The following is a 22,179-nucleotide window of genomic DNA, read 5'->3' as shown; positions in this document are numbered from 1 at the left end:
CAAAACGATCCTGCAAGCGATTGGTTTCGTTTATTCTTTGCACTCAGGCTTAGCTCAAATTCTTCTTGAAAAACTCGACTGTGCGGCTCCATGCAAGATCAGCGGCCTTCTTATCGTAGCGAGCTGCCGAGGTATCATTGTTGAAAGCGTGGTTGGCGCCTTCATAGATATGAATCTCGAACGCTTTTCCGTCAGCTTCCAGCGCCTTCCTGTAATCGTCAATTCCGGCATTAATCCTTGTATCGAGCCCTGCATACTGCAAAAGCAATGGTGCCTTGATCTTGGCGACATCCTCCGATTTAGCCTGACGACCATAATACGCGACACCTGCGCCAAGTTGCGGCGCATTGACAGCCAGATCATTGACCATGCCCCCACCCCAGCAAAATCCAACAGCTCCAACCTTGCCATTGGATGACTTCACTTTGGCAACGTAGTCTATTGAAGCGATAGCTTCTGCAATCGCGGTCTTTGAATCGAGAGCGCTTATCATACCCCGGGCCTTTTCTTCATCCGTGGGTGTACCACCTGCAGAAGAAAGCAGATCAGGTGCCAGCGCCACAAAACCCTCTAGAGCCATGCGGCGGGCAACATCGCGAATATGGTCATTGAGGCCGCGATTCTCATGGATGACTATAACGGCCGGGAGCTGGCCCGAAGATTCTGCAGGACTTGCCAGATAGCCTTTAATATCGCCGGAAGGCCCGGAAAAGACGAGATCTTTGGTCAAGAGCCTTTTATCATCTGGAGTGATTATGGCCGCCTGAGCGGAGTTTGCCGCCAGCATGGGCGCAATGACAGCAGCAGCGGTGGCTGAGCCTGCAAGCTTGGTGAGCTTGTCCATGAAACCGCGACGGTCGAGCGTAAGATGAGTGTACTCATCAAACGCATCGACCATTTGCTGGGTAATATTCGGATGCTTTGTCGGTTCGCTCATTTTACCAGCCTTTCGAGGGGGGCAAGCGCGCGCCTCTATCAGCTTCTGGCGCGATGCGACAGGATGCCGGTTGAGAGAGCAACGCCCAGTCCCGTGATAATTGCTGCTGCAATTTCCCAGACACCGATCGGCTCGTCAAGGAAGATAGAGCCGCCAATAGCTGCAAGGACCGGAGTAAGTGCACTAAACGCGGCTGCCTGACTGCCGCCGAGCGAGCGGACTACTACACCATAGGCCAGCATTGCAGCGAGGCCGGAGAGCACACCCTGAGAAAGGAATTGCAGGCCAAGTTCAGGCAGCGGAACTTCCATAATCGTGGTGCCATAGAAGGCAGCGAGCATAAGATGAATTATGAAAGACCAGACTGCAATCAAAGCACCACCCTGCAATGCGGTTAGTCCCGAACGCTTGAATGCATGGGTATAACCAGCCCAAAGCAATGCGCCGAGCGGCAGAAACACAAAGCTGATCCATGAAACCTGATGGCTGCTCAGGGCAAGTGTCAACAGAATCGCCAAACCCGCAACGATGGCAGCAAGGCCGAGCCAACGGGTCAGGTCGGGACGCTCGCCGAACAAGACGACACCGATCAGGGCAGCCGCAAGAGGCATCGAACCACCAAGCAAGACGCCAACGGCAGCGGCTGGTGTCGAGTGAATGGCAAAGGTCGTGATCTGGAAAAACAAAACGCGAGCGCCGCAGACCATGATCGCAAGCAATAAGAGGGGTACATTGCGTGGCAGCAGCCCGGTCTTCAACCAGACAGGAGCGAGCACCAGTGCCGGAATGCCATAGCGAATAAGCCCAAGATCGATTGTGCCAAGATGCGTGCCGCTGGAGTGGCGTGTCGCTATGATCCACGTAGCCCAGATAAAAACGGTCACCAGCGCGCCGGTATAGCCGGGTGCCAGAGAGCTTGACTTGTTTATTTCCGGTGAGATCGCAACCATCGAAGTATCCTTTCAGATTTAACTGAATGTGTTTCCGTGGAAGCAATATATGGCGAATGGCACTGGCATGTCCTTGCAAGTTGATGCCACTCCAACTATAGTTTCAGCAACTTTCAATAAGATATTAAACGTAAGAAGGCAGATTATGCCAAATCTTGATAAATTTGATATTGGTATCCTTGAAGCGCTTCAGGCTGATGCACGCGCGACTAATGTCGAGATCGCGGAGAAGGTGAACCTGTCACCCTCGCCCTGTCTGCGGCGCATCAGAAACCTCGAAAAGTCGGGTGTCATCCGTGGATACCGCGCGGACATCGACCGGAAGGAAGTCGGGCTCGGGCTGACTGTTTTCGTGGAAATAAAGGTGGGGCAGCACAGCAGGGAAAATTCAGAACTCCAGCAGGCGGCATTGATCGCCATGCCGGAAGTTACCGGAGCTTTCCTGATTTCAGGAACGGCAGACTTTCTTGCTGAGGTGGTGGTGGAAGACCTTTCGGCCTATGAGCGTTTTCTCACAGAAAAACTGCTGGTCCTGCCCGGCATATCCGACATCCGGTCAAACTTTGCCATTCGCACGATCAAGACCAATAGTCCTTTGAAACTACCGCAGCGCTGAGTTTGCAAGAGACCTGCACTATCGTTTTACGTGGTTCGACGGGGCTCACCATGAGGAAGATTGGTGATTGCATTTAACGTGGGAACAGAGCAAGCGCGGCGCAGCCTGATCGGCTACCACAATGAGAACCTGCAAATACTGGCTCGCTCCCTGCAATCATCGACCTTCCTCATGGTGAGCCCCGTCGAACCACGCGTCAACAATAGTGCAAGCGTTTATGCTGGTTCACCTGAGCTCGCAGAAGGGCGAACCACGCATCAACAATACTGCAAAACCACACGCGATTGTCATCAGGATTCGCAAAAAGTAATCCTGTTGCTGAACGGGTCTGTAACCGTGACCTCCCGTCCCCACGGGGCTTCTTCAAGCCCCGGCTTCATGAAGCGGTAGTTTTTGGAATGCAGCTCTTTATGGAAAGCTTCAATGCCTGTCATGCGGACAAAAACCCTCGCGCCGGGACTGGCATCGCCTGAATGCTCGCTCAGATGCAGCGTCAGACCTGAACGTGAAATCTGACAATAAAGCGGGAAATTATCTCCAAACCGATGCTCCCAATCGAGCGTGAAGCCGAGAAAATCGAGATAGAACTCCCGGGCTTTGGCCACATCAAAGATACGCAGGATGGGATTGGCCGCTCCGATGGAAATGTCCTGCTTCGCTACGGGCTCATCGGCAATTTTGGCAGCAAGCACATTCCAGTTGTCGAAACCGAAACCGGCAGCGACAAGTTCAAGTCCCTCACTATGGGAGATTTCGATATTCTTCTGCTGCAGTGCCTGACGCAGAGATTTGGCAATAGCCTTGGCGTCATTGAATGTACGCATGATCGATCCTTCGTTGACGGTGAACCAGGAAAGTCAGTGCCCGCATTGCCGACCCGTTCACCACTCAAAGGATGAAGCGAAGTTTTGCCCCGATACATTCACCATAGCCCGAAGGCCGCGAGCGGCTGGCTGTATCAGCCCCCCGAAGAAATATTACCGCTGCTGTCTGCCGTCAATCTGTTTTGGCCCGTCAATCTTACTTCGGCCCATCAAACTTACTTCGGCAATGTATAGGCGATAACGTAATCCCCCGGCTTGGTGCCTACCGAACCATGTCCGCCCGCAACAATGACGACGTATTGTTTGCCATCGTCCAGCGAGAAGGTCATCGGGGTCGACTGGCCACCAGCAGGAAGACGAGCTTCCCAAAGCTGCTTGCCGTTGGTTACGTCATAAGCGCGGAAATAATCGTCAACCGCCGCGCCGAGGAAGGCTACACCACCCGCTGTAATAATCGGACCGCCAATACCCGGCACACCCACCTTGAATGGTAGTGGCAGTGGCGAAGAATCCCGCACGGTACCGTTACGATGCTTCCAGGCGATCTTACCCGTGCGAAGGTCCGCACCAGCGACATAGCCCCATGGCGGCGTCTGGCAAGGCAGGCCCAGCGGAGAAACGAATGGTCCCATTACCACCGCGTAGGGTGCGCCCTCATTGCGGTTGAGTCCCTGCTCGCTACCCTTCGTTCCCGCACCGGGCGCAGGAACGTCGGCGCGCGGCACGAGACGCGATGTGAATGCAAGATAGGTCGGCATGCCGAACATTATCTGTCGCTCCGGATCGACAGCCACGCCACCCCAATTGAAGACACCGAAATTGCCCGGATAGATCAATGATCCTTGCAGCGAAGGCGGAGTGTAACGCCCTTCATAACGCAGCTTGAGGAATTCGATCCGGCACACGAGCTGGTCGAACATCGACACGCCCCACATATCCTTGCCGGTAAGAGGTGGCGGCGAGAATGTCAGATCGGAAATGGGCTGCGTGGGCGAGGTAAAATCACCTTCGATTGCGCCTGACGGCGCTGGTATTTCCTTAACTGGAATGATGGGTTCGCCGGTACGGCGGTCCAGCACGTAAATGTCGCCCTGCTTGGTTGGCCCCACCAGTCCGGGGACAGTTCCATTGGCGGTATTGATATCAACCAGCGTCGGTTGCGAAGGCACATCCATGTCCCAAAGGTCATGATGGACAGTCTGGCGCACCCAGCGCATCTGGCCGGTATTCAAATCAAGAGCGACAATCGATGACGAGAACTTCTCGACATTGGCCGAGCGCCCTGCTCCAAGCTGGTCGGGCGTCTGATTGCCCAGTGGCACATAGAGCAAGCCGAGTTTTTCATCGGCGCTGGAAACAGACCAGCTATTGGGTGAATTGTGCGTGTATGTCTGGCCCTCAGGCAACGGCGTCGTTACATCCGGATTGCCTGAATCCCAGTTCCAGACAAGAGCGCCGGTATTGATGTCAAAGGCACGGATAACGCCGGATTGTTCCTGCGTCGAGTAGTTATCGTTGACCGCACCACCAACAATAATCTTGCCAGCCGCAACAACGGGCGGTGACGTGGAGTAATAATAACCTGCAGGATTGTATGGCATGCCTTTTTCAAGATGCAGCGTGCCCTTATCGGCAAAGGACGGACAGACCTGACCGTTTGCAGCATCCAGCGCAATAAGACGGGCATCGGAAGTCGGCAGATAGACCCTCTCGGCGCACGGCTGTCCCGGTGTTGCAGCAGGATCGGCATAATAGGAAACGCCACGGCAGGTTTGATGCTGACGATCCGGATTCATTCCGGAATTCGAATCGAATTTCCACTTTTCCTTGCCAGTGGCGGCATCGAGCGCGATCGCCCAATTATGCGGTGTACAAATGAACAGCGTATCGCGAACCTTCAGAGGCGTAACCTGATACGTCGTTTCGCCGACATCTTCCGGCAGCTTCACGTCACCTGTCTGGTAGGTCCAGGCAACTTGCAGCTTGTCGACATTGTCCGTGGTTATCTCCTTCAGCGGCGAATAACGCTGGCCGTAGGGCGTGCGCCCATATTGATGCCAGTCGCCAACAGGCATGTTGCCGCCAAGATCGACCGCATCCGAGACGATTTCCTTGCTCAACTCTCCCGTAATCTGAATTGGGTCCTGGCTCATCGAATAACCGGCAACAACCAGCGCGGCCACCACAGCAACGGACAGTGCAGCAGTCGGGCCGCCAGATGTTGAGGTCAAACCTCTTCTTATCCATGGTGTAAGCAGCCAAAGGCCGAGAACCATGATGACACCGCCACGAGGCGCGAGCTGCCACCAATCGAAACCGATTTCCCATATGGCCCAACCGAGCGTGCCTATGACCAGCAACGCGTAAAGCAGCAGCGCGGATGACCGCCTGCGGAACAGGAGCAAGGCAACCACAAGGAACGCGAGTGCGGCGATAATGTAATACCAGCTGCCACCGAGAACCGCGAGCCAGACACCGCCAACACCAAGCGCTGCGCCAATGAGAAGGAAAACAAGTGCCGTGAGAGTGATTGCCATGGGGAGAGTCCCTTTCCAAGCCCAATCAAAACTGATGGTCCTGACATGAGGCAGCGAATGCGCCAGCGGCTGTCAAAACCTTGAAGTCAACGAGTCACTAATTAAAATGGGTAAGCTCATATATCGGGCGACGCAATATGAAGACTTGATATTTCAACCGCACGCTTCAACTGAAAATCGCGCACCAATTGTAATTGTTCTCTTTTTGTATCGCATTTTTCTGGTTTTTCGGTACCGAATCACTACATTGGGTTCAAATGTCTGGATTGCCTGACGATATTCCATTTTTCGACGAACCTGATGTGCCACGCCAGCCTTCGGGAATAGCTGCGCGCGCCATGCAGGCCCGTAGCGCGCCATCCTATCTCAACGGCCTAAACCCGGAACAGCGACTGGCGGTTGAAACAACCGAAGGACCGGTACTCGTCCTGGCAGGGGCAGGCACCGGCAAAACCCGCGTTCTGACCTCGCGTATCGCGCATATCCTGTCTCTGGGCAAAGCCTGGCCAAGCCAGATCCTCGCCGTTACCTTTACCAACAAGGCGGCGCGAGAGATGAAGGAACGCATTGGCGTTCTCGTCGGCGGCGCTGTTGAGGGCATGCCCTGGCTGGGTACGTTCCACTCTATCGGCGTTAAACTTCTGCGTCGTCACGCGGAACTGGTAGGCCTTCGTTCCGACTTCACCATTCTGGATACGGATGATGTCATCCGTCTCATAAAGCAGATCATACAGGCCGAAGGTCTGGACGATAAACGCTGGCCGGCCAAGCAGTTTGCCCTGATGATCGATGGTTGGAAGAACAAGGGTCTTGGACCTTCGGAAATTCCTGAAGGCGACGCACGCTCCTTTGCCAATGGTAAGGGGCGCGAGCTTTATACCGCCTACCAGAACCGCCTGAAGACATTAAACGCCTGCGACTTCGGCGATCTGCTTTGCCATCCGATCCGCATTTTTCGCGCCTATCCCGACATCCTCAAGGAATATCACGCGAAATTCCGCTACATTCTCGTAGACGAGTATCAGGACACCAATACGGCGCAATATATGTGGCTTCGCCTGATCGCGCAGGGCTCGAAGAATGTTTGCTGTGTCGGTGATGATGACCAGTCAATCTATGGCTGGCGCGGGGCGGAAGTCGATAACATCCTGCGGTTTGAGAAAGATTTTCCCGGCGCAGTGGTTATCAGGCTGGAGCGTAATTATCGCTCAACAGCCCATATTCTCGGCACGGCGTCCTATCTCATTTCGCATAATGAGGGACGACTGGGCAAAACGCTTTTTACCGATGCGCCAAATCCGGAAGATACCAAGGTCAATGTTCACGCCGGTTGGGACTCCGAGGAAGAGGCCCGCGCCGTCGGCGAAGAGATTGAGCAAGCTCAGCGCAAAGGCCACAACCTCAACGATATTGCCATTCTCGTACGCGCCTCGTTTCAGATGCGTGAGTTTGAAGATCGTTTTGTCACGCTTGGTCTGAACTACCGCGTTGTCGGCGGCCCGCGCTTCTACGAGCGCATGGAAATTCGCGATGCGCTGGCCTATTTCCGCGTCGTCGCCCAAGGTTCGGATGATCTGGCGCTTGAGCGCATCATTAACAATCCGAAGCGCGGTCTCGGCGAAGCTGCGATAAGACAGGTACATGATTATTCGCGGGCCAAGGACATCAGCATGCTTGATGCAGCCGCGGACCTTGTTGAAACGGAAGAACTGAAGCCCAAGCCGCGTTCCGCTATGCGCGAAGTGGTGGAAAATTTCCGGCGCTGGCAATCGCAGATCGATTCAATCCCCCACACGGAACTGGCCGAGAAAATTCTCGACGAGTCCGGCTATACGGCCATGTGGCAGGCTGATCGTTCCGCCGAAGCTCCCGGACGGCTTGAAAATCTCAAAGAACTTATCCGCTCGATGGAGGAATATGAGTCACTACGTTCGTTCCTTGAGCACGTAGCACTCGTCATGGATGCTGAGCAGAACGAAAATCTTGATGCAGTGAACATCATGACGCTGCATTCAGCAAAAGGTCTGGAGTTTGAAACGGTCATCCTTCCCGGCTGGGAAGAAGGCCTGTTTCCGCATCAGCGCGCGCTGGATGAAGGTGGGCGTTCCGGGTTGGAAGAAGAGCGCCGTCTCGCCTATGTCGGGCTGACGCGCGCCAAGAAAAACCTGCATATATGGTTTGTCTCCAACCGCCGTATTCACGGTCTGTGGCAGTCGACCATTCCTTCCCGCTTTCTCGAAGAACTGCCCGAAGACCATGTGGAAGTCGTCGCCAGCGGCGATAGCTATGGCGGATATGGCGGCCGCGGCAGTTACGGCCAGTCCCGTTTCGACCGTGCCGATCCATTCGAAAATACATATTCCACACCCGGCTGGCAAAGGGCCCAACAAAACCGCTCCGATGCGACCCGCAATAATTGGGGTTCACGGTCGGGCGCACGCGTAGAGCGCATTGGTTATGGCGAGACCGACTCTGGCCATGGTGCGGGGCGTGGTTCGGTCAAAGGCCGCACTATTGATGGTGAGCTTGTCGCCAAGTCCGTGAGCGAAACGCCTTCGAATTTCGACGTCGGCGACCGTGTGTTCCACATAAAGTTTGGCAATGGCAATGTTTCATCCATTGAAGGCAACAAGCTGACAATCGATTTCGACAAGGCCGGACAAAAACGCGTGCTGGATAGTTTCGTGAAAGGGATTTGAGCGTTAGCCCGCTAGATCGTCAAGCGTTACATTCAGGATAGTGGCGATACGTTTCATGACTGACAAAGAGCCATCTTTCGAGCCGTTTTCAATTTCTGACAGATAAGGTTGCGAAATACCTGCTGCCTGCGAGAGCGTTACAGCAGTCATCCCGCGCCATTTGCGGAAGACACGAACCGGATTGTTACCTTCCACCAGCGCGACAACGACATCTTCGGGAAACGTCTCCTCTTCACCTTTCACAATCGCGTCCCGAATTTTTAAAGCCTCCATTATTGATTGGTTATCATGATCAAGTTTCGCACCGTCCAGTTGTTTCAAGGCTGTGTTAATAGCAATGAAATCATTTTCTAAAATCATAGCGTAGCGCTGATCGCTGCCTGGAGGAATGATATAACTCACCTTCAAATCGCCCATTTAATTACCTCAGTCATAGACGCTGCCTCGCGGTCCAATTTTTAAGATTGTAAGCACGTTTCCGTCTTCATCGAAAATTACCCGCCACTCGCCCACACGCAGACGTTTCAACCCCAAGCCTTGCAAAGCTTTCACATTATTCTGCAAGCTTGCAGGATCATCCGCGTAAGCTCGGATTTTCTTGATAATTCTATCTGCTTCGTTTCTCGGAATTCGCCGCAATAACTGCGACGAATCTTTGCTATATGCAATGTTTTTCATTATAAATATTACCAATAGCTATAAAAAACAATAGATTCTAATCCGTTAATTGTACCTGTACTGTTTCTCCAAACAAGCTATTGCCACGAGATATCTGAGCCCTAACGCTCGCCTTAAACGCCTTCATATCCCAGGCAGGACCCGGATCTGACTTCCGACCGGGCGCAATATCGTCATGGCCCACAATGTCTTCGATTGCATAAGCGGCACAGATCGCGCGGGCTGCCGCTACGGTTGCCGCAATCTGGGCTTTCGTAAAAATTTCCCATCCACAGTCGGGAGTACCAAACTTATGTCGCGCTTCCATAACTTTCGAGCGGCCAACGTTTGTGCCTCGCCAAGAAATCCAGCGGTCTCCAGTTCTCTGCAGCGGCCCCCAATTCTCAATTTCTATTCCAATTGAAGAGTTGTTCAGGCTGGAATAATGGGTGCCATTCTTGCCCGTCCATTGACTTTTCCCCGCATGCCACGCCACCCTGTTAAAAGCCACGCATTGCTTTAATGATCCATCGCGGCGAACAACCAGATGTGCTGAAACATCGGCTGACTCTTGAGCAAAATAGCTGGCAACATCTGACGCGGGCCCGCTTGCCGTGTAATGGATGATCAGAAATTTCGGAGAAAATATCCCTCCAGTATTTGGTGATGGCACTTGAGGTATTTTGCTGGAGCCGGAATAAAGCAGATGGTTTCTAACTGATAGAATCATGATAAAATTCCTTAAACCAAATTAATTATCCTCATAATAAGTTTTTATTCCTATTCGTCAACAGGAATAATGCCGCATGATGCGGCACTATTCAGTCCGTCTTTGACTATTCCGGCTTGCCTTTTGTCCACGTAACATTGCCCGCAAATAGCGGAATCGTCGAGATGGAGGTTTTTGCTGAACCGTCCTGCACTTGGCTGGCGTGAGCAAGATAGATGAGCGAATTGTTCGCCTTGTCGTAAATGCGTGTAATGATCAGCTTCTTCCAGATCAGGCTGGTGCGTTCGGAAAACACCCGCTCGCCGCCTTCATCCAGTTCAATATCGCCGACGACAACCGGACCTGTCTGCTGGCAGGAAATCGAGGCGTTGGACGGGTCTTCAAACCAGTTGCCCTTTTGCAACCTGTCGATGACGCCGCGGGAGAAAGAAGCAAGATGGCAGGTTATGCCCTGCACTTTCGGATCAGTGACGGCATCAATAACAATATCATTGCCCAGCCAATCCACGCCAACCTTACCGACCTCCTCCGCGTGGGCAGGTAAAATAGCAGCGCCCAAAAGGGCCAGTGCAGCAAGAGTACGCTTCATCGAAATCTCCGGATTGTACGATTGTTACCCGCCACAAGTGGATACCGGGCGGAAGGAATGCAACCAGAACGGCGATATTGCTCTAACGTTCCCATTTGGAGAGAAAATCTTCTATATTTAATGATTGTATGTCGGCGATGGCGTCAAACAAGACAGTATGTGGCCAATCCCACCATGCAAGCTTGATCAGGCGCGCGGCGATCTCTTCTGAAAAGCGACGACGCAGAGGCTTGGCCGGATTGCCAGCCACAATTGTATAGGGCGCTACATCCTTGGTAACGACCGCGTTGGCCCCGATGACCGCACCATGTCCGATACTGATTGCAGGCATGATAACGGCGCCGTGGCCGATCCAGACATCATGGCCGATGCTGACACGCTTTGCCTGCCTGCGCGCACGAAACTCCGCATCAATGCCCTGAAACTTGAAGAATTCATTGGGGCGGTAGCTTATCTTATGCGTCGTTACACGCTCCATTGGATGTTCAAGCGCATTAACGCGGACATTTGGTCCAATCGAGCAAAACCGGCCGATATCCGCATAAATTCCTTCGCTATGGCGCTCAATGTAAGAAAAGTCGCCGACAGTGACATCGCGCAGGATAACGCGCTCGCCTACTTCCGCATATTTGCCAAGCTTGACACCCTTCAGATGCGCACTGGGATGAATGCGCGGCTGCGGATTGAGGAAGCGGGGATCGTCAGTTTCAGTCATTATGGTTTTCCGGATAAGCACAGCGCATCTTTCGCACAAATGATGCACCGTTGCCTATGGCGAAAATCCTGATAGGGGTAGCCAACAAACGCCTTTCCGAAAGCAAATCCTCATGACGACCCAGACCCGACTCTTCCTCACTGCCGGCAAAGCCGAAGCCGAACGTCTGTTTACTCTGCTGGAAAGCGCGTTTGAAGATGACGGTTTGCCAATCTCCTCGGCGGAGATCGATGAAGACCTGGAGATATTTGAAGTCTCTGTCTACACGTTCGAGCCCGAGGAAATCGAAGCTCGCATGATTGATGCGGTAGGTAGCCATTTGCCTGTCGAACGTGAGCAGGTGCCGGATATTGATTGGGTAGCCCATTCGCTTGAAGGGCTAAAGCCGGTACGCGCCGGGCGCTTCTTCGTGCATGGCTCGCATGACCGTCACAAGCGCCGCGTCAATGACCTCGGCATTGAGATCGACGCCGGACAAGCCTTCGGCACCGGGCACCACGGTACAACTTCAGGCTGTCTCGATATGATCGGCGAAGTGATACGGCGCGAACATCCACGAAACGCGCTTGATCTGGGTACAGGTTCCGCGGTTCTCGCCATCGGCATTGCAAAACTTGCGCCTATTCCCGTGCTGGCAACCGATATCGATCCCGTTGCAGTCGACGTCGCACGGGAAAACGTTGTGAAGAATGGCGTCGCAGCCCGTATCCGTACCGAGACGGCAACCGGATTTCACCATCCGGCTATGCGGGCAGCGGCCCCCTTTGAGCTGATCGTCGCCAATATTCTGGCCCGCCCGCTAATGATGCTTGCTCCCGAAATGCGCAAACATCTTGCATGGGGTGGATCATTAATCCTTTCGGGCATTCTGGAAAGCCAACGCGATAAAGTGCTCGCAGCCTACCGCGTCCAAGGGCTCTTTCATGTGAAGACCCTGCGCCGCGAAGGCTGGGTGACACTGCATCTAAAGGCACGAACGACTTACTAAAGCTAAGGGCGGAATGCTTCTTTGGTATAATTGACAGCGCTATCTTGTTATAGGAATATATTCTTTTAACAAGAATTTATTTCATGAATAGCTTATTTCCCTACACTTCTGAAATTCATTACCTGAGACATCGCATTGCTGCAGAAAATGTTGAATTCAAACATTTGCGGCTCGCACCACGGAACACTTATCCCCGCACGCAGCTTCGCCAGCTTGAGCTTGGTCTGGATTTCCGTAAGTCCCGGCTGCGTTTTCTGGAAGCCGCCGAACGCAAATTCAACGCCAATCAGCCACGCGTATCAGCTGGCAATTCAGACGGTGGGCAGTGGACTGATGGCGGCGGGGGATCGCCGTTGACGAGTGAAAATGCCAAGCCAAGAAATATCGACTTTTCTGGTGTCCGCCCGACTGCAGAAACGCAGCGTCTTCCACTTAATCCGGCACCGTATCTGAAGCCCCGCTCTCGTTCGGGCAGAGGTGGAGCACCGGCAATGGGCGCTGACGCTCTGCGTCAGTTTCTACAAACCGACCCGCTCATTTCATCATTCCGGGGAACGACCACCGAGGCGGTGGAACGCTACAACTGGCTTCTCAAGAATGCCCCCGACAATACCGTCCCGGCACTGCACTTTACGCCACACGAGTTTCGGACAGGGGCAAGGCCCCAAACTTGAAACAGTCGTTGTACCAATGCTGCGCGAACAGGTAGAAGGTGCCTGTCCACTCTATAAAGCAGTTCAGACACAGGCAAACCTTGCAGCGCAAGCAGCAGGAAAACCTTCAGATTATCGCTCAGCAGCTGATTATGGCACAAGGGTGCATAAGATTTTGAAGAATAACATTCTCCACAACTACTACGGACGTCTAATACCGGAACGATCTTTTTTAAAGTATGCTCAGGAAATCGCCGAACAAAGTTATAGTAAGAATGGTGTACGCTACGGTCTTCCGGGCTCTCTTCGCCTGGATGTTTTGGAGAAAGTAAAGAGTGGCGTTATCTGCGTTTATGATCTTAAAACCGGGAAAAGCGGGTTAACGCCTGCAAGAATGCTTGAGATTGGCCAATCAGTGCGCAAGAACTTTTCTAACGTATACCGCATTTTCGTTATCCCGATACAACCCGGATTAAATATGTGACGACAGCTACACATGTAAAACAGGCAATGATGCCTTTACTCGAGCGCCACTCCGATCTGGCGCTTATTGGGCGCTTTCTATTTCTAAAACCGGTGCGTCATATCCTTTGTTCAGTGTGCCTTGATCGTAGATCGAGCCCCAACATTTTTGCAGTCTCCACCTCGGCAAACATATCATTTGGAACTTTTGCTGACTGGCCGTTGGGATATGGCGAAAATCTCTATCTTCATAGGCGCCTTTGGGATATTCGCGATGAAGAATCCATCGAATTGTTACGCGATAGGCTTGAGCAAGATGTTCTTCCTGCGTTTCGCCAAATCCAATCACTCGATGACTTTTTGCTCTATACCCAACCATACTCAGATGTTTGGCACTATCATTACACTTCAACAGGCGTCGCGATCGCGAAAGGTGATTTTGACGAGGCAATTTCGATAATGAAATCCGCGTTTGCCGATGGCAGATTAACTGAAAAACCAGACTATTATGATGTATTACTGACACGCGACAAGTCGGCGCTGACAGAATTTCTGCATCAATCAGAAGCATCAACGATAAAACAACTCAAGCTGGAAAAATACTGGCAGCCCACGCCCTTCCCGCTTGAGCTTTCGGATCGTTGACCAGCTTATTGCAACTACCGCAGGTTCCGGAACCAGATCAGGTGCTCGCCAGCCACAATGCCAGCGAGCGAACGGAGGCCGTAAACGCACGTTGTGCGGCCGGTGTTTAAGCCGCTGCCCGTCTCTCAATTGGGTGCCGACGCAGCGATATTTCTTTGAGGGACGGAGGGACATAGGCAGCACCTTCCAGCGGCGCTACATCGGTTCCAGGTGGCACGATAGTGTCGATTTTATCAAGAAGCTCGTCATTCAACACCACCTCGGCACCGCTGAGATAATCTTCCAACTGTTGGGGAGTTCGTGGACCAATGATAGCCGATGTAACAGCGGGATGGGCCACCACGAAGGCAAGTGCCATGTGAATCAGCGATATTCCCGCCTCGTTGGCGAGTGGGATAAGTTGTTCGACTTTATCGAGGCTTGTCTCATCCGACATCGCCTTCGGGAAATAGTTCGCGCGCAAAGAGTCGGGCGTCTGCTGACCCTTGCGGTACTTCCCGGTAAGCATGCCTTTGGCGAGCGGACTCCATGTTAAAACGCCCATACCGAAACGCTGGCAAGCGGGAAGCACCTCACGTTCAATCGAGCGATTCAAGATCGAATATGGCGGCTGTTCGGTGCGGAAACGAGCCAATCCACGACGCTCGGCGACCCACTGTGCTTCAATGATATCGGATGCGGGAAAGGTCGACGCGCCAAATGAACGTATTTTACCTTCGCGCATCAGGTCAGTAAGTGCCGACAGCGTTTCCTCAATATCGGTGTCCGGTGTTGGCCGATGAAGCTGGTACAGATCAATGTAGTCGGTTCCCAGCCGCCGTAATGAATCTTCTACCGCGAGGGCAATCCAACGCCGCGAACTACCGTTTTGATTCGGATCATCTCCCATAGGATGATAGAACTTGGTGGCTAGTACGACACTGTCACGTCGACCCTTCAGAGCTTTTCCGACGATCTCTTCTGATTCACCCTTGCTGTAGGCATCAGCTGTATCAATAAAATTCACGCCGGCATCAAGCGCACGATGTATCATTCCGGCACATTCATCGTGATTGCTATTGGCTAGTTTCCCGAACATCATCGCCCCCAAGCAATAGGGACTGACCTTGATGCCTGTACGGCCAAGTGGACGATAGTGCATAATAATCTCCTGGAGTGGTTCTGGTAATTATCCGCCAAGCAAGCTATGTTCAAAAGCGGAACGTTCGTCCACTTATACGGAACAATGTTCCACTTAGCAAGGAAAGATATTCTTGGTGAAGACAGCCGACACTGACAAGGAGATGACCAGCGACGCTCCTTCTTCCATGCGGGCCGATGCGCGTCGAAACGTTGATGCGTTACTGGAGGCGGCGCGAAGCGTATTTACCGAATCCGGTGTGGACACACCCATACGAACAATTGCAGCGAAGGCTGGCGTAGGTGTCGGGACGGTTTATCGCCATTTTCCCCAGCGTTCCGATCTTATAAAAGCGATAATCCAGCGGGAAGTTGCTGCTCAGGTCGAGGCCGCAGAAACACTGTCTAAGAACCACAAAACGGGCGAAGCACTTGCCCTGTGGATGAGCCGTCTCATTGAGTTCGTTGGCACCAAGCGCGGTTTGGGTCCGGCACTTCACTCTGGCGATCCCGCCTATCAATCGCTTCCGGATTTCGTTCTCGGCCAACTCACGCCAGCACTTCATCGTCTATTGAAGGCTGCTGCCATTTCGGGCGATGTTCGGGATGATGTGGATGCCAACGATCTTTTGAACGCGGGGCTACGGCTGGCAACGCCAACGAACGACGGTGATACAGCACAGGCAAAACGGATGATAGCATTGCTTGTTGACGGTCTGCGATATTCCCCGAGCGGCACGTCAGGGGAAGTTTGAATTTTAGAACCCACGCCCTTCCCGCATGAGCTTCAAAGCTAAACTACAACCAGCGATTAAACCGGTTGCTAAATTCAATGTTCCATTGCGTAGAACAACTTGGGAAGCTAGGTTTCGACCCCAAACAAAAGAGGTCGATATCATCATGTTCCAGTCGTTTGAGGTGTCCAGCAATCCTGCTACCGGTGCACCGCGCGTCGCGAAATTGCGAGCAGAGCTTGAAACCCTGAAGTTGGACGGCTTTCTAGTACCGCGCGCCGATGAGCATCAGGGCGAGTATGTCCCTGCCCGTGCGCAGCGATTGGCGTGGTTGACCGGCTTCACTGGCTCCGCGGGTGTCGTACTCATCTTGAAGAACAAAGCGCACCTTTTCGTTGACGGGCGCTACACCTTGCAAGCGGCCGACCAGACCGATCCATCTGTCTTTACTATAGAAAGTCTCATCGAAACGCCTCCATCCGTCTGGCTGCGCAATGTCGACCGCAAATTGACGATCGGCTTCGACCCTTGGCTCCACACGATAAGTGAAACCAAAGCACTGCGCGAAGCACTGGAAAAGAACGGTGGCAGCCTTGTCGCCGTAAAGGATAATCTGGTTGACCTTATCTGGGATGATCAACCTGCTCCGCCTCTTGAAGCAGTGACAATCCAGCCGGATAAATATGCCGGCAAGCTTGCCAAGATAAAATTGCAGGAACTTGCCACGATTGTCGCCAAAGCCAAAGCCGATGCAACTATTTTGACAGATCCCTCATCCATTGCATGGGCCTTCAACATTCGCGGCAACGATGTCAGCAATACCCCTCTGCCATTGGCTTTTGCGCTTATTCCAGCCAGCGGCGAGCCACTGCTTTTCATCGACAAGCGCAAGCTGCCGATGGAAACAGAAGCCTATCTGACTCAGCTTGCAACGCTGCGCGCTCCATCCACGCTTGACAATGATGTTGCGGATTTCGCTGCGAAGGGTCACACGGTCATGCTTGACCCAGCGCTTGCAGGAGAAAAGCTGCGGCTGATTATAGAAAAAGCTGGCGGCAAGGTTCTCGAAGGACTTGATCCCGCCCGCCTTCCCCGCGCCATCAAAAACAACACTGAGCTTGAAGGTGCCCGCAAATCGCACGAGCGCGACGGTGTAGCCATGGTCTCGTTCCTGTCCTGGATCGACCAGCAAGCGCCGGGCACTATCGACGAGATCGATGCGGCAACGAAGCTGGAGGAAACGCGGCACGATATTGCACAAGGTTTCCAGATGCCTCTTGAGAATTTGTCTTTCGACAGCATTTCCGGTGCTGGGCCAAACGGGGCCTTTGCGCATTATCGCGTCAACACTGAATCCAACCGCAAGCTCCAGGATGGAGAGCTTTACCTGATTGATAGCGGCGGCCAGTATCGCGATGGTACGACCGATATTACCCGCACCTTGCCAGTCGGTCAGCCGACCGAGGACATGAAAAAGAAATTCACGCTCGTCCTGAAAGGCATGATCGCGATTTCTACAGCCCGGTTTCCCAAGGGAACGCGCGGCATGGATATCGATGTTCTCGCCCGTATAGCCCTATGGAAGCAAGGTTATGATTATGGCCACGGCACCGGGCATGGCGTTGGCTCATTCCTGTCAGTGCATGAGGGGCCGCAAAGCATTTCAAAACGCGGCACGCACGAGCTGTTGCCCGGAATGATCCTTTCGAACGAGCCCGGATATTACAAGCCCGGTGGCTACGGTATTCGTATTGAAAACCTGCTTATCGTCACCGAACCGGAGGTACCGGAAGGTGGGGACTTGCCGATGATGGGTTTTGAGACCATTACCCTATGCCCCATCGACAAACGCTTGATCGATACGAGCTTGCTGGTGCGTGACGAATTGGTCTGGTTCGATGCTTACCACGCAAAGGTTCGTGAAAAACTTCTGCCTCATACCACTGGTGAGGCATGTGAATGGCTGGTCAATGCGACCGAACCATTCGGTCACGAAGGATAGAGCAAGTTTTGCTTATATAGAGCCAATTCTGTTTCGCGGATGACGAGACAATCCACGCGGAAGGTAGCGAGGTCGATGTTTACCCATCGGACGAAGCTGCCTGACAATGTGGTTGGCCGTCAGTCGGGAACCTGAAAGGCCGGGTTAATTCGAACCAAATCCATCGGGCTTGAGTCTCGTCCGATGCATAAACATCGGCCTCGCTAAATCCCTCGACCTTAGCCGCGAATTTCCTCCGGCAGAATGGCCTTATATAAGCAAAACTTGCTCTGATCAGGAAAACTGGCGCAGGAGGATAATCATTGCTGCGCCGGCCAGAAACATTGTCAGCGCATTGAAGCGCAACGATACCAACCCAGCAAAGCCTAGAGCTATCAGACCACGCCAGTCAGCAGTCGCGGCGGCAGGTGCGACAAGCGTGGTCAGTACTGCTGCAGGCACAGCATTCAGCGCGACTTCCACGCGCGGATGAACACGCTCGAAACGTGAAAGCACGAGATGTCCGCCGATGCGGGTCAAAAAGGTTGCCACTGCACCTGCAATGATGATCCAGAAAATCGACGACATCAGCGTTTTTCCTTTGCAGTTTCAGGCTTGGCAAGAATGACGGCGACCAAAATGCCAGCCACCGCGCCGATGCTGACATGCCATGGAGACCCGATAGTCTTGGAGGCGATAATTGATGCGATTGCGCTGCCGATAACAATCGGCCCCCAATTTGATCGGCTGCGGAAACCCATAACGAGCCCGAGGAAATAGATGGGTAGAAGCATATCAATGCCAAGGGCGTGGGTATCCGTAATAAGATTGCCGAAGAGTCCGCCTATAAAGGCCTCAACTACCCACATAACGTAAATTGGCGTCGCAACACCGAGATACCAGATGAATGTCACTTGCTTACCGGATTCCGCGCGTTTTTCCGTTTCGGCATATTGCGGGTCCGTCAGCACAAAATAGCTCAACATAGCCTGCAATGGTTTGAAATGGCCAATACGACGACCAACCGCTGCGGAATAAAGCACATGGCGAAAATTCACCGCGAAGATTGAAAACACAATCAGCCACGCGGGAATGTTCTGGCCGAACAGTTCGATACCGACCATCTGGCTGGCACCGCCAAAAATTGCTGCGCTCATGAGCACGGCTTCGAACAGGCTGAAACCCTGATCGATTGCAAGAGCGCCAAACAACAAGCCAAAAGGAGCCGACGCAATCATGATCGGCAGCCCTTTGGCAAAGCCTTCCCAAAACTGCGTGCTTTTGCTTGATGGATCGGCCTGCATAGGCTTCTGCTGATATATATGTTCGTCCATGGCCATCATCTAGGCCAGTCAGCCTGATCTGTCACGTAAGATTTGTTGATGGGTATCATCAATTCCGCGCACATGTTGCAGGTATTGCTGTACGGGCGTTGCCTGTTTAACTTCCTCCCCGGCACAACCGAAGGAGGGATAATGGCACATATTATTGGCCGGGAAGTGTGGGAGGATCGTCCGCTAAGCTGGCATGGGGAGATCACCGGCAAGCCTTATGGCACTAATGTATCGATCATATTCAATTGTCAGGAACGTGTGGGCGCAGGGCCGCGATTGCATAAACATCCCTATACGGAAACCTTTATCATTCGCCGCGGGCGGGCCCGCTTTACGGTGGGTGACGAGACAATCGATGCCGAAGAAGGACAGATCGTTGTTTGCCCTGCGAACACACCGCACAATTTCAAAAATCTGGGACCGGGAACACTGGAAACGATCGATATTCACGCCAACGAGGTGTTTCTAACTGAATGGCTTGAATAAGGCGATCCGGCCCCTCGCCTTGTGACGAGAGGCCGGATTATTTTTGACTAGAACTTCTGTGTCAGCGAAACGCGGAAGCTGCGTCCAACTTCAGAATAACGATCTCCGATAAGAGGATTGATACCGTCCGGAACGTCAGTTGCATTCCAATACTTCTTGTCAAAGATATTGAACACGCCAGCCTGCAGTTTCATGCCCTTGGCAAACTTTGGCTCCCAGTAGGCGGTGGTGTCCACAATACCGTAGCCCGGAGCAACGAAACCTCCATCGCTCACCTTGTCGCGTCTGGCGGCCATCGTTAGAGAAACATCCGCACCCCAGCTGTCAGCATTGTAGCCCAGGCCAACGATAGCTCTTACTGGAGGAATAGAGTTCAGGTATTCATCGGTCTTTTTGTTCTTGCCTTGAGAAACGGCTACCGACGCCCACGTGGTCCAGTTATCGGCAAAAGTTATACGCCCGCTTAGCTCCGCGCCATAAATCTGAACACGATCAAGATTTTCATAACCGGTTATACCTCCCACCGGGTAATCTCCGCCCGGAGGAGCAATCACGACATCATGAATAAAGTTACGGTAGTAGTTGTTGAAAATGCTGGCAGACAGGGCTCTCGTGCCATCGTCATATTTTGCACCGACCTCGAAACCATTGCTGGTTTCCGCTTTCAAATCCGGATTGCCAATTCTGGCATAAGAACCTGGTGCGCCATAGTTCTGATATAGCTCCATCGCCGATGGCATACGGAAGCCCTGTGCCCACTGCGCATAGAGGTCGAGATTATTGTTTGCATGCCAAGTTGCACGCAGTTTAGGCGTAAAGCGCGAATCACTGTTTGACGCTGGCAGACCGCCATCATAGTTTGGTCCACGCTCATAGGCTGCAGTTGATTGCGGGCTATGATCGTACCAGTCGAAACGACCGCCCGGTGTCAGTGTCAGCTTACCGTTGAGAAGCTCTATATCGTCTTCTACATAAAGCCCGAACCCTGTCGTGTCCACGTCAGGCATATCGGACGCATTGCTGTGCAACATCTTGCAAGACTGCGGGCCGAATGGTGAAGGAATCTTGGTCCAATCCACATCCGGGCAATTGTCTACTCCGGCCGAATATTGATGCAGGTCCTGACGGTAAATCTCAGCTCCAACACGGAATTTATGCTGGATATTACCGATTTCAACGCTCTTTATAGCATTACCCGTGAAGCCATAAGCATCAAGCCTTAGTTCATTGTCACGCTTGTAGACACCGAAAGGATATCCATAATGAAATGGATCGCCCGGTATAATGAACGCTCTGCCATCCGGGTTACGGATTGCATCGGTGGTAGAATTCAACGTCTGGCGAGTCCAATAGGCGATCACATGGGCTTCATCAAGCCAGCCCGTTTTATCCGGGGCAACATAATCATAGCTGCCGGAAATTCGTATCCGCTCGGATTCCTCACCGGACTGGAATTTGCCCGGAACATATGACGACGTTGTACCGATAAGGTTTTCGCCATCCTGTTCACGGTTAGAGATTTCTCCGGTCAGGCCGAAACGATGACCGCCATCGACATTTTGATAAAGCTTTACCAACAGATTACGCTGGTCGAAATCGAGCGGATTTGGTTCTGTGCGTCCGGCACCTAAACCACCGATATCGCCCATCCGGTCCTTCTCGTGGCCGGTTGTATAGCCGCCTTGCACCAGCAATTCCGTATCGTTGATACGGGTGGCTGCCGCAACGGTCGTACGCCAGCTACGATTTGAATCATCATAGGTGCCCTTGCTCCAGACACCCCAGTTTTTATCAGCTCCAATCACGTCTGCCGGATCAAGCGTATAAATCTGGATCACACCACCAAGCGCGCCGGAACCATAGCGACTGGAATCGGTTCCTTTGGTAATGTCGATCTTTGAAAGGCCGTCAAAACCAAATGTATCCAGTCCACCCTGCGTACTGCGCGGATCGGAAATCCACGGCACACGAATTCCATCGAGGATCGTCAACACGCGATTCTGATCCAGCCCGCGAAGATTGATACTTTTTGAGGTCGAGTTGTAGTTCACACCCGCATCGACCCGGCGACCAAGATCCTCAAAGTCCTGCACCATGCGGCTTTGGATTGCCTCGCGATCAACCGTATTGGTAAGGACAGTAGCTTCCTCGCCACCCTGTTTGCCCTTCACGACAATCGGGGCAAGTTTGATGTTCTCGCCTTCTGCCGGAGCAGCACTTTGTGCTGCTGCTATCCCGGAGCCCAACCCGAGAGCTAAAATTGTGCACGCGCTACCGCACATAAGGCGCGCAAAGAGAGTCCTACCCAAAGCCATAACAAATCCCCGTGAGAGAATGCTTGGCTGGCTTGACTTGCCGTGCGATCAATCGTGGCGTGTCGGTGGCTTGCTGAGCGAAAAATGAGCGCGAATTAGCGCTGTATGCACTTTGAGTACAAAAACCTTACTATTAAAGTCAACATTAAATGCACAGAATATTTCCATATGTTTCACGGCAAAGACATATGTGACAAGAAGGACACAA

General features: G+C 52.8%; 22 protein-coding genes. 9 read left to right on the top strand and 13 right to left on the bottom strand.

Going from position 1 to position 22,179, the window contains the following annotated elements:
* Window positions 1-49: 49 nt before the first annotated feature.
* A complete protein-coding gene (locus ABKW30_RS13610) occupies window positions 50-937 on the bottom strand; it encodes a dienelactone hydrolase family protein (RefSeq protein ID WP_348599459.1) in 888 nt (295 codons plus the stop codon).
* A gap of 38 nt (window positions 938-975) precedes the next feature.
* Window positions 976-1,887 (bottom strand): DMT family transporter, encoded by a 912-nt coding sequence (locus ABKW30_RS13605; RefSeq protein ID WP_348599458.1) that lies wholly within the window; start codon window positions 1,885-1,887, stop codon window positions 976-978.
* A gap of 145 nt (window positions 1,888-2,032) precedes the next feature.
* Between ABKW30_RS13605 and ABKW30_RS13600 the strand changes: the two genes are divergently transcribed.
* Window positions 2,033-2,503 carry an Lrp/AsnC family transcriptional regulator gene (locus ABKW30_RS13600; protein WP_348599457.1) on the top strand — a complete coding sequence of 157 codons (471 nt, stop codon included), beginning with the start codon at window positions 2,033-2,035 and terminating at the stop codon, window positions 2,501-2,503.
* Window positions 2,504-2,793: 290 nt separating this feature from the next.
* Here the strand turns inward: ABKW30_RS13600 and ABKW30_RS13595 are convergent, their stop codons facing one another.
* Window positions 2,794-3,327 carry a glyoxalase superfamily protein gene (locus ABKW30_RS13595; RefSeq protein ID WP_348599456.1) on the bottom strand — a complete coding sequence of 178 codons (534 nt, stop codon included), beginning with the start codon at window positions 3,325-3,327 and terminating at the stop codon, window positions 2,794-2,796.
* Between the two features lie 215 nt (window positions 3,328-3,542).
* Window positions 3,543-5,864, bottom strand: a complete 2,322-nt coding sequence (locus ABKW30_RS13590; protein WP_348599455.1) for a glucose/quinate/shikimate family membrane-bound PQQ-dependent dehydrogenase — start codon at window positions 5,862-5,864, stop codon at window positions 3,543-3,545.
* 257 nt (window positions 5,865-6,121) lie between these two features.
* On the opposite strand from ABKW30_RS13590, the gene ABKW30_RS13585 reads away from it, so the two are divergent.
* Window positions 6,122-8,563: a UvrD-helicase domain-containing protein gene (locus ABKW30_RS13585; protein WP_348599454.1), complete on the top strand. Its 2,442-nt coding sequence runs from the start codon at window positions 6,122-6,124 to the stop codon at window positions 8,561-8,563.
* A 3-nt stretch (window positions 8,564-8,566) separates the two neighbouring features.
* Here the strand turns inward: ABKW30_RS13585 and ABKW30_RS13580 are convergent, their stop codons facing one another.
* The 5 genes from ABKW30_RS13580 to ABKW30_RS13560 all read right to left on the bottom strand — a co-directional run bounded on the left by ABKW30_RS13580 (window position 8,567) and on the right by ABKW30_RS13560 (window position 11,254).
* A complete protein-coding gene (locus ABKW30_RS13580; protein ID WP_348599453.1) occupies window positions 8,567-8,980 on the bottom strand; it encodes a helix-turn-helix transcriptional regulator in 414 nt (137 codons plus the stop codon).
* 9 nt (window positions 8,981-8,989) lie between these two features.
* Entirely contained in the window at window positions 8,990-9,241 is a 252-nt protein-coding gene (locus ABKW30_RS13575) for a type II toxin-antitoxin system RelE/ParE family toxin (RefSeq protein ID WP_348599452.1), read from the bottom strand.
* A gap of 37 nt (window positions 9,242-9,278) precedes the next feature.
* A complete protein-coding gene (locus ABKW30_RS13570; protein WP_348599451.1) occupies window positions 9,279-9,950 on the bottom strand; it encodes an N-acetylmuramoyl-L-alanine amidase in 672 nt (223 codons plus the stop codon).
* Between the two features lie 106 nt (window positions 9,951-10,056).
* Window positions 10,057-10,539, bottom strand: coding sequence for a CreA family protein (locus tag ABKW30_RS13565; RefSeq protein WP_348599450.1), 483 nt, complete (start codon window positions 10,537-10,539; stop codon window positions 10,057-10,059).
* 82 nt (window positions 10,540-10,621) lie between these two features.
* Window positions 10,622-11,254: a DapH/DapD/GlmU-related protein gene (locus tag ABKW30_RS13560; protein ID WP_348599449.1), complete on the bottom strand. Its 633-nt coding sequence runs from the start codon at window positions 11,252-11,254 to the stop codon at window positions 10,622-10,624.
* 112 nt (window positions 11,255-11,366) lie between these two features.
* On the opposite strand from ABKW30_RS13560, the gene ABKW30_RS13555 reads away from it, so the two are divergent.
* From ABKW30_RS13555 to ABKW30_RS13540, 4 genes are all read left to right on the top strand, one after another.
* Complete coding sequence (locus tag ABKW30_RS13555) at window positions 11,367-12,242, top strand: 50S ribosomal protein L11 methyltransferase (RefSeq protein ID WP_348599448.1); 876 nt, start codon at window positions 11,367-11,369, stop codon at window positions 12,240-12,242.
* An 83-nt stretch (window positions 12,243-12,325) separates the two neighbouring features.
* Window positions 12,326-12,916 carry a hypothetical protein gene (locus ABKW30_RS13550; protein WP_348599447.1) on the top strand — a complete coding sequence of 197 codons (591 nt, stop codon included), beginning with the start codon at window positions 12,326-12,328 and terminating at the stop codon, window positions 12,914-12,916.
* Between the two features lie 16 nt (window positions 12,917-12,932).
* Window positions 12,933-13,379, top strand: coding sequence for a hypothetical protein (locus ABKW30_RS13545; protein ID WP_348599446.1), 447 nt, complete (start codon window positions 12,933-12,935; stop codon window positions 13,377-13,379).
* A gap of 200 nt (window positions 13,380-13,579) precedes the next feature.
* The gene (locus tag ABKW30_RS13540) at window positions 13,580-14,002 is read left to right on the top strand and encodes a hypothetical protein (RefSeq protein WP_348599445.1); all 423 of its coding nucleotides are present in this window, start codon (window positions 13,580-13,582) and stop codon (window positions 14,000-14,002) included.
* Between the two features lie 106 nt (window positions 14,003-14,108).
* Here the strand turns inward: ABKW30_RS13540 and ABKW30_RS13535 are convergent, their stop codons facing one another.
* Entirely contained in the window at window positions 14,109-15,143 is a 1,035-nt protein-coding gene (locus tag ABKW30_RS13535; protein ID WP_348599444.1) for an aldo/keto reductase, read from the bottom strand.
* A 115-nt stretch (window positions 15,144-15,258) separates the two neighbouring features.
* Between ABKW30_RS13535 and ABKW30_RS13530 the strand changes: the two genes are divergently transcribed.
* Complete coding sequence (locus ABKW30_RS13530) at window positions 15,259-15,876, top strand: TetR/AcrR family transcriptional regulator (RefSeq protein ID WP_348599799.1); 618 nt, start codon at window positions 15,259-15,261, stop codon at window positions 15,874-15,876.
* A 142-nt stretch (window positions 15,877-16,018) separates the two neighbouring features.
* Complete coding sequence (locus ABKW30_RS13525) at window positions 16,019-17,857, top strand: aminopeptidase P family protein (RefSeq protein WP_348599798.1); 1,839 nt, start codon at window positions 16,019-16,021, stop codon at window positions 17,855-17,857.
* A 273-nt stretch (window positions 17,858-18,130) separates the two neighbouring features.
* Here ABKW30_RS13525 and ABKW30_RS13520 read toward each other — a convergent pair whose 3' ends face one another.
* Both ABKW30_RS13520 and ABKW30_RS13515 read right to left on the bottom strand, forming a co-directional pair.
* Window positions 18,131-18,424, bottom strand: a complete 294-nt coding sequence (locus ABKW30_RS13520) for an AzlD family protein (RefSeq protein WP_348599443.1) — start codon at window positions 18,422-18,424, stop codon at window positions 18,131-18,133.
* On the bottom strand, window positions 18,424-19,170 hold the full coding sequence (locus ABKW30_RS13515; protein WP_348599442.1) for an AzlC family ABC transporter permease: 747 nt from the start codon (window positions 19,168-19,170) through the stop codon (window positions 18,424-18,426). Before ABKW30_RS13515 ends, ABKW30_RS13520 begins: the two co-directional genes overlap by 1 nt.
* A 141-nt stretch (window positions 19,171-19,311) precedes the next feature.
* Between ABKW30_RS13515 and ABKW30_RS13510 the strand changes: the two genes are divergently transcribed.
* Window positions 19,312-19,656 (top strand): cupin domain-containing protein, encoded by a 345-nt coding sequence (locus ABKW30_RS13510; protein ID WP_348599441.1) that lies wholly within the window; start codon window positions 19,312-19,314, stop codon window positions 19,654-19,656.
* Window positions 19,657-19,703: 47 nt separating this feature from the next.
* On the opposite strand, the gene ABKW30_RS13505 is transcribed toward ABKW30_RS13510, so the two are convergent.
* Complete coding sequence (locus ABKW30_RS13505; RefSeq protein ID WP_348599440.1) at window positions 19,704-21,971, bottom strand: TonB-dependent hemoglobin/transferrin/lactoferrin family receptor; 2,268 nt, start codon at window positions 21,969-21,971, stop codon at window positions 19,704-19,706.
* Window positions 21,972-22,179: the final 208 nt, after the last annotated feature.

The organism is Phyllobacterium sp. SB3 (assembly GCF_040009165.1).
Taxonomy (GTDB): Bacteria; Pseudomonadota; Alphaproteobacteria; order Rhizobiales; family Rhizobiaceae; genus Phyllobacterium.
This window is presented reverse-complemented; position numbering and strand designations above follow the sequence as displayed.

Bases quoted from the DNA above. Each gene is read 5' to 3' on its own strand.
- ABKW30_RS13580 (WP_348599453.1), bottom strand. From the start codon at position 8,980: ATGGGCGATTTGAAGGTGAGTTATATCATTCCTCCAGGCAGCGATCAG.
- ABKW30_RS13505 (WP_348599440.1), bottom strand. From the start codon at position 21,971: ATGGCTTTGGGTAGGACTCTCTTTGCGCGCCTTATGTGCGGTAGCGCG.
- ABKW30_RS13520 (WP_348599443.1), bottom strand. From the start codon at position 18,424: ATGTCGTCGATTTTCTGGATCATCATTGCAGGTGCAGTGGCAACCTTT.
- ABKW30_RS13600 (WP_348599457.1), top strand. From the start codon at position 2,033: ATGCCAAATCTTGATAAATTTGATATTGGTATCCTTGAAGCGCTTCAG.
- ABKW30_RS13555 (WP_348599448.1), top strand. From the start codon at position 11,367: ATGACGACCCAGACCCGACTCTTCCTCACTGCCGGCAAAGCCGAAGCC.
- ABKW30_RS13545 (WP_348599446.1), top strand. From the start codon at position 12,933: ATGCTGCGCGAACAGGTAGAAGGTGCCTGTCCACTCTATAAAGCAGTT.
- ABKW30_RS13605 (WP_348599458.1), bottom strand. From the start codon at position 1,887: ATGGTTGCGATCTCACCGGAAATAAACAAGTCAAGCTCTCTGGCACCC.
- ABKW30_RS13535 (WP_348599444.1), bottom strand. From the start codon at position 15,143: ATGCACTATCGTCCACTTGGCCGTACAGGCATCAAGGTCAGTCCCTAT.
- ABKW30_RS13595 (WP_348599456.1), bottom strand. From the start codon at position 3,327: ATGCGTACATTCAATGACGCCAAGGCTATTGCCAAATCTCTGCGTCAG.
- ABKW30_RS13585 (WP_348599454.1), top strand. From the start codon at position 6,122: ATGTCTGGATTGCCTGACGATATTCCATTTTTCGACGAACCTGATGTG.
- ABKW30_RS13590 (WP_348599455.1), bottom strand. From the start codon at position 5,864: ATGGCAATCACTCTCACGGCACTTGTTTTCCTTCTCATTGGCGCAGCG.
- ABKW30_RS13575 (WP_348599452.1), bottom strand. From the start codon at position 9,241: ATGAAAAACATTGCATATAGCAAAGATTCGTCGCAGTTATTGCGGCGA.
- ABKW30_RS13510 (WP_348599441.1), top strand. From the start codon at position 19,312: ATGGCACATATTATTGGCCGGGAAGTGTGGGAGGATCGTCCGCTAAGC.
- ABKW30_RS13570 (WP_348599451.1), bottom strand. From the start codon at position 9,950: ATGATTCTATCAGTTAGAAACCATCTGCTTTATTCCGGCTCCAGCAAA.
- ABKW30_RS13515 (WP_348599442.1), bottom strand. From the start codon at position 19,170: ATGGACGAACATATATATCAGCAGAAGCCTATGCAGGCCGATCCATCA.
- ABKW30_RS13565 (WP_348599450.1), bottom strand. From the start codon at position 10,539: ATGAAGCGTACTCTTGCTGCACTGGCCCTTTTGGGCGCTGCTATTTTA.
- ABKW30_RS13560 (WP_348599449.1), bottom strand. From the start codon at position 11,254: ATGACTGAAACTGACGATCCCCGCTTCCTCAATCCGCAGCCGCGCATT.
- ABKW30_RS13610 (WP_348599459.1), bottom strand. From the start codon at position 937: ATGAGCGAACCGACAAAGCATCCGAATATTACCCAGCAAATGGTCGAT.
- ABKW30_RS13550 (WP_348599447.1), top strand. From the start codon at position 12,326: ATGAATAGCTTATTTCCCTACACTTCTGAAATTCATTACCTGAGACAT.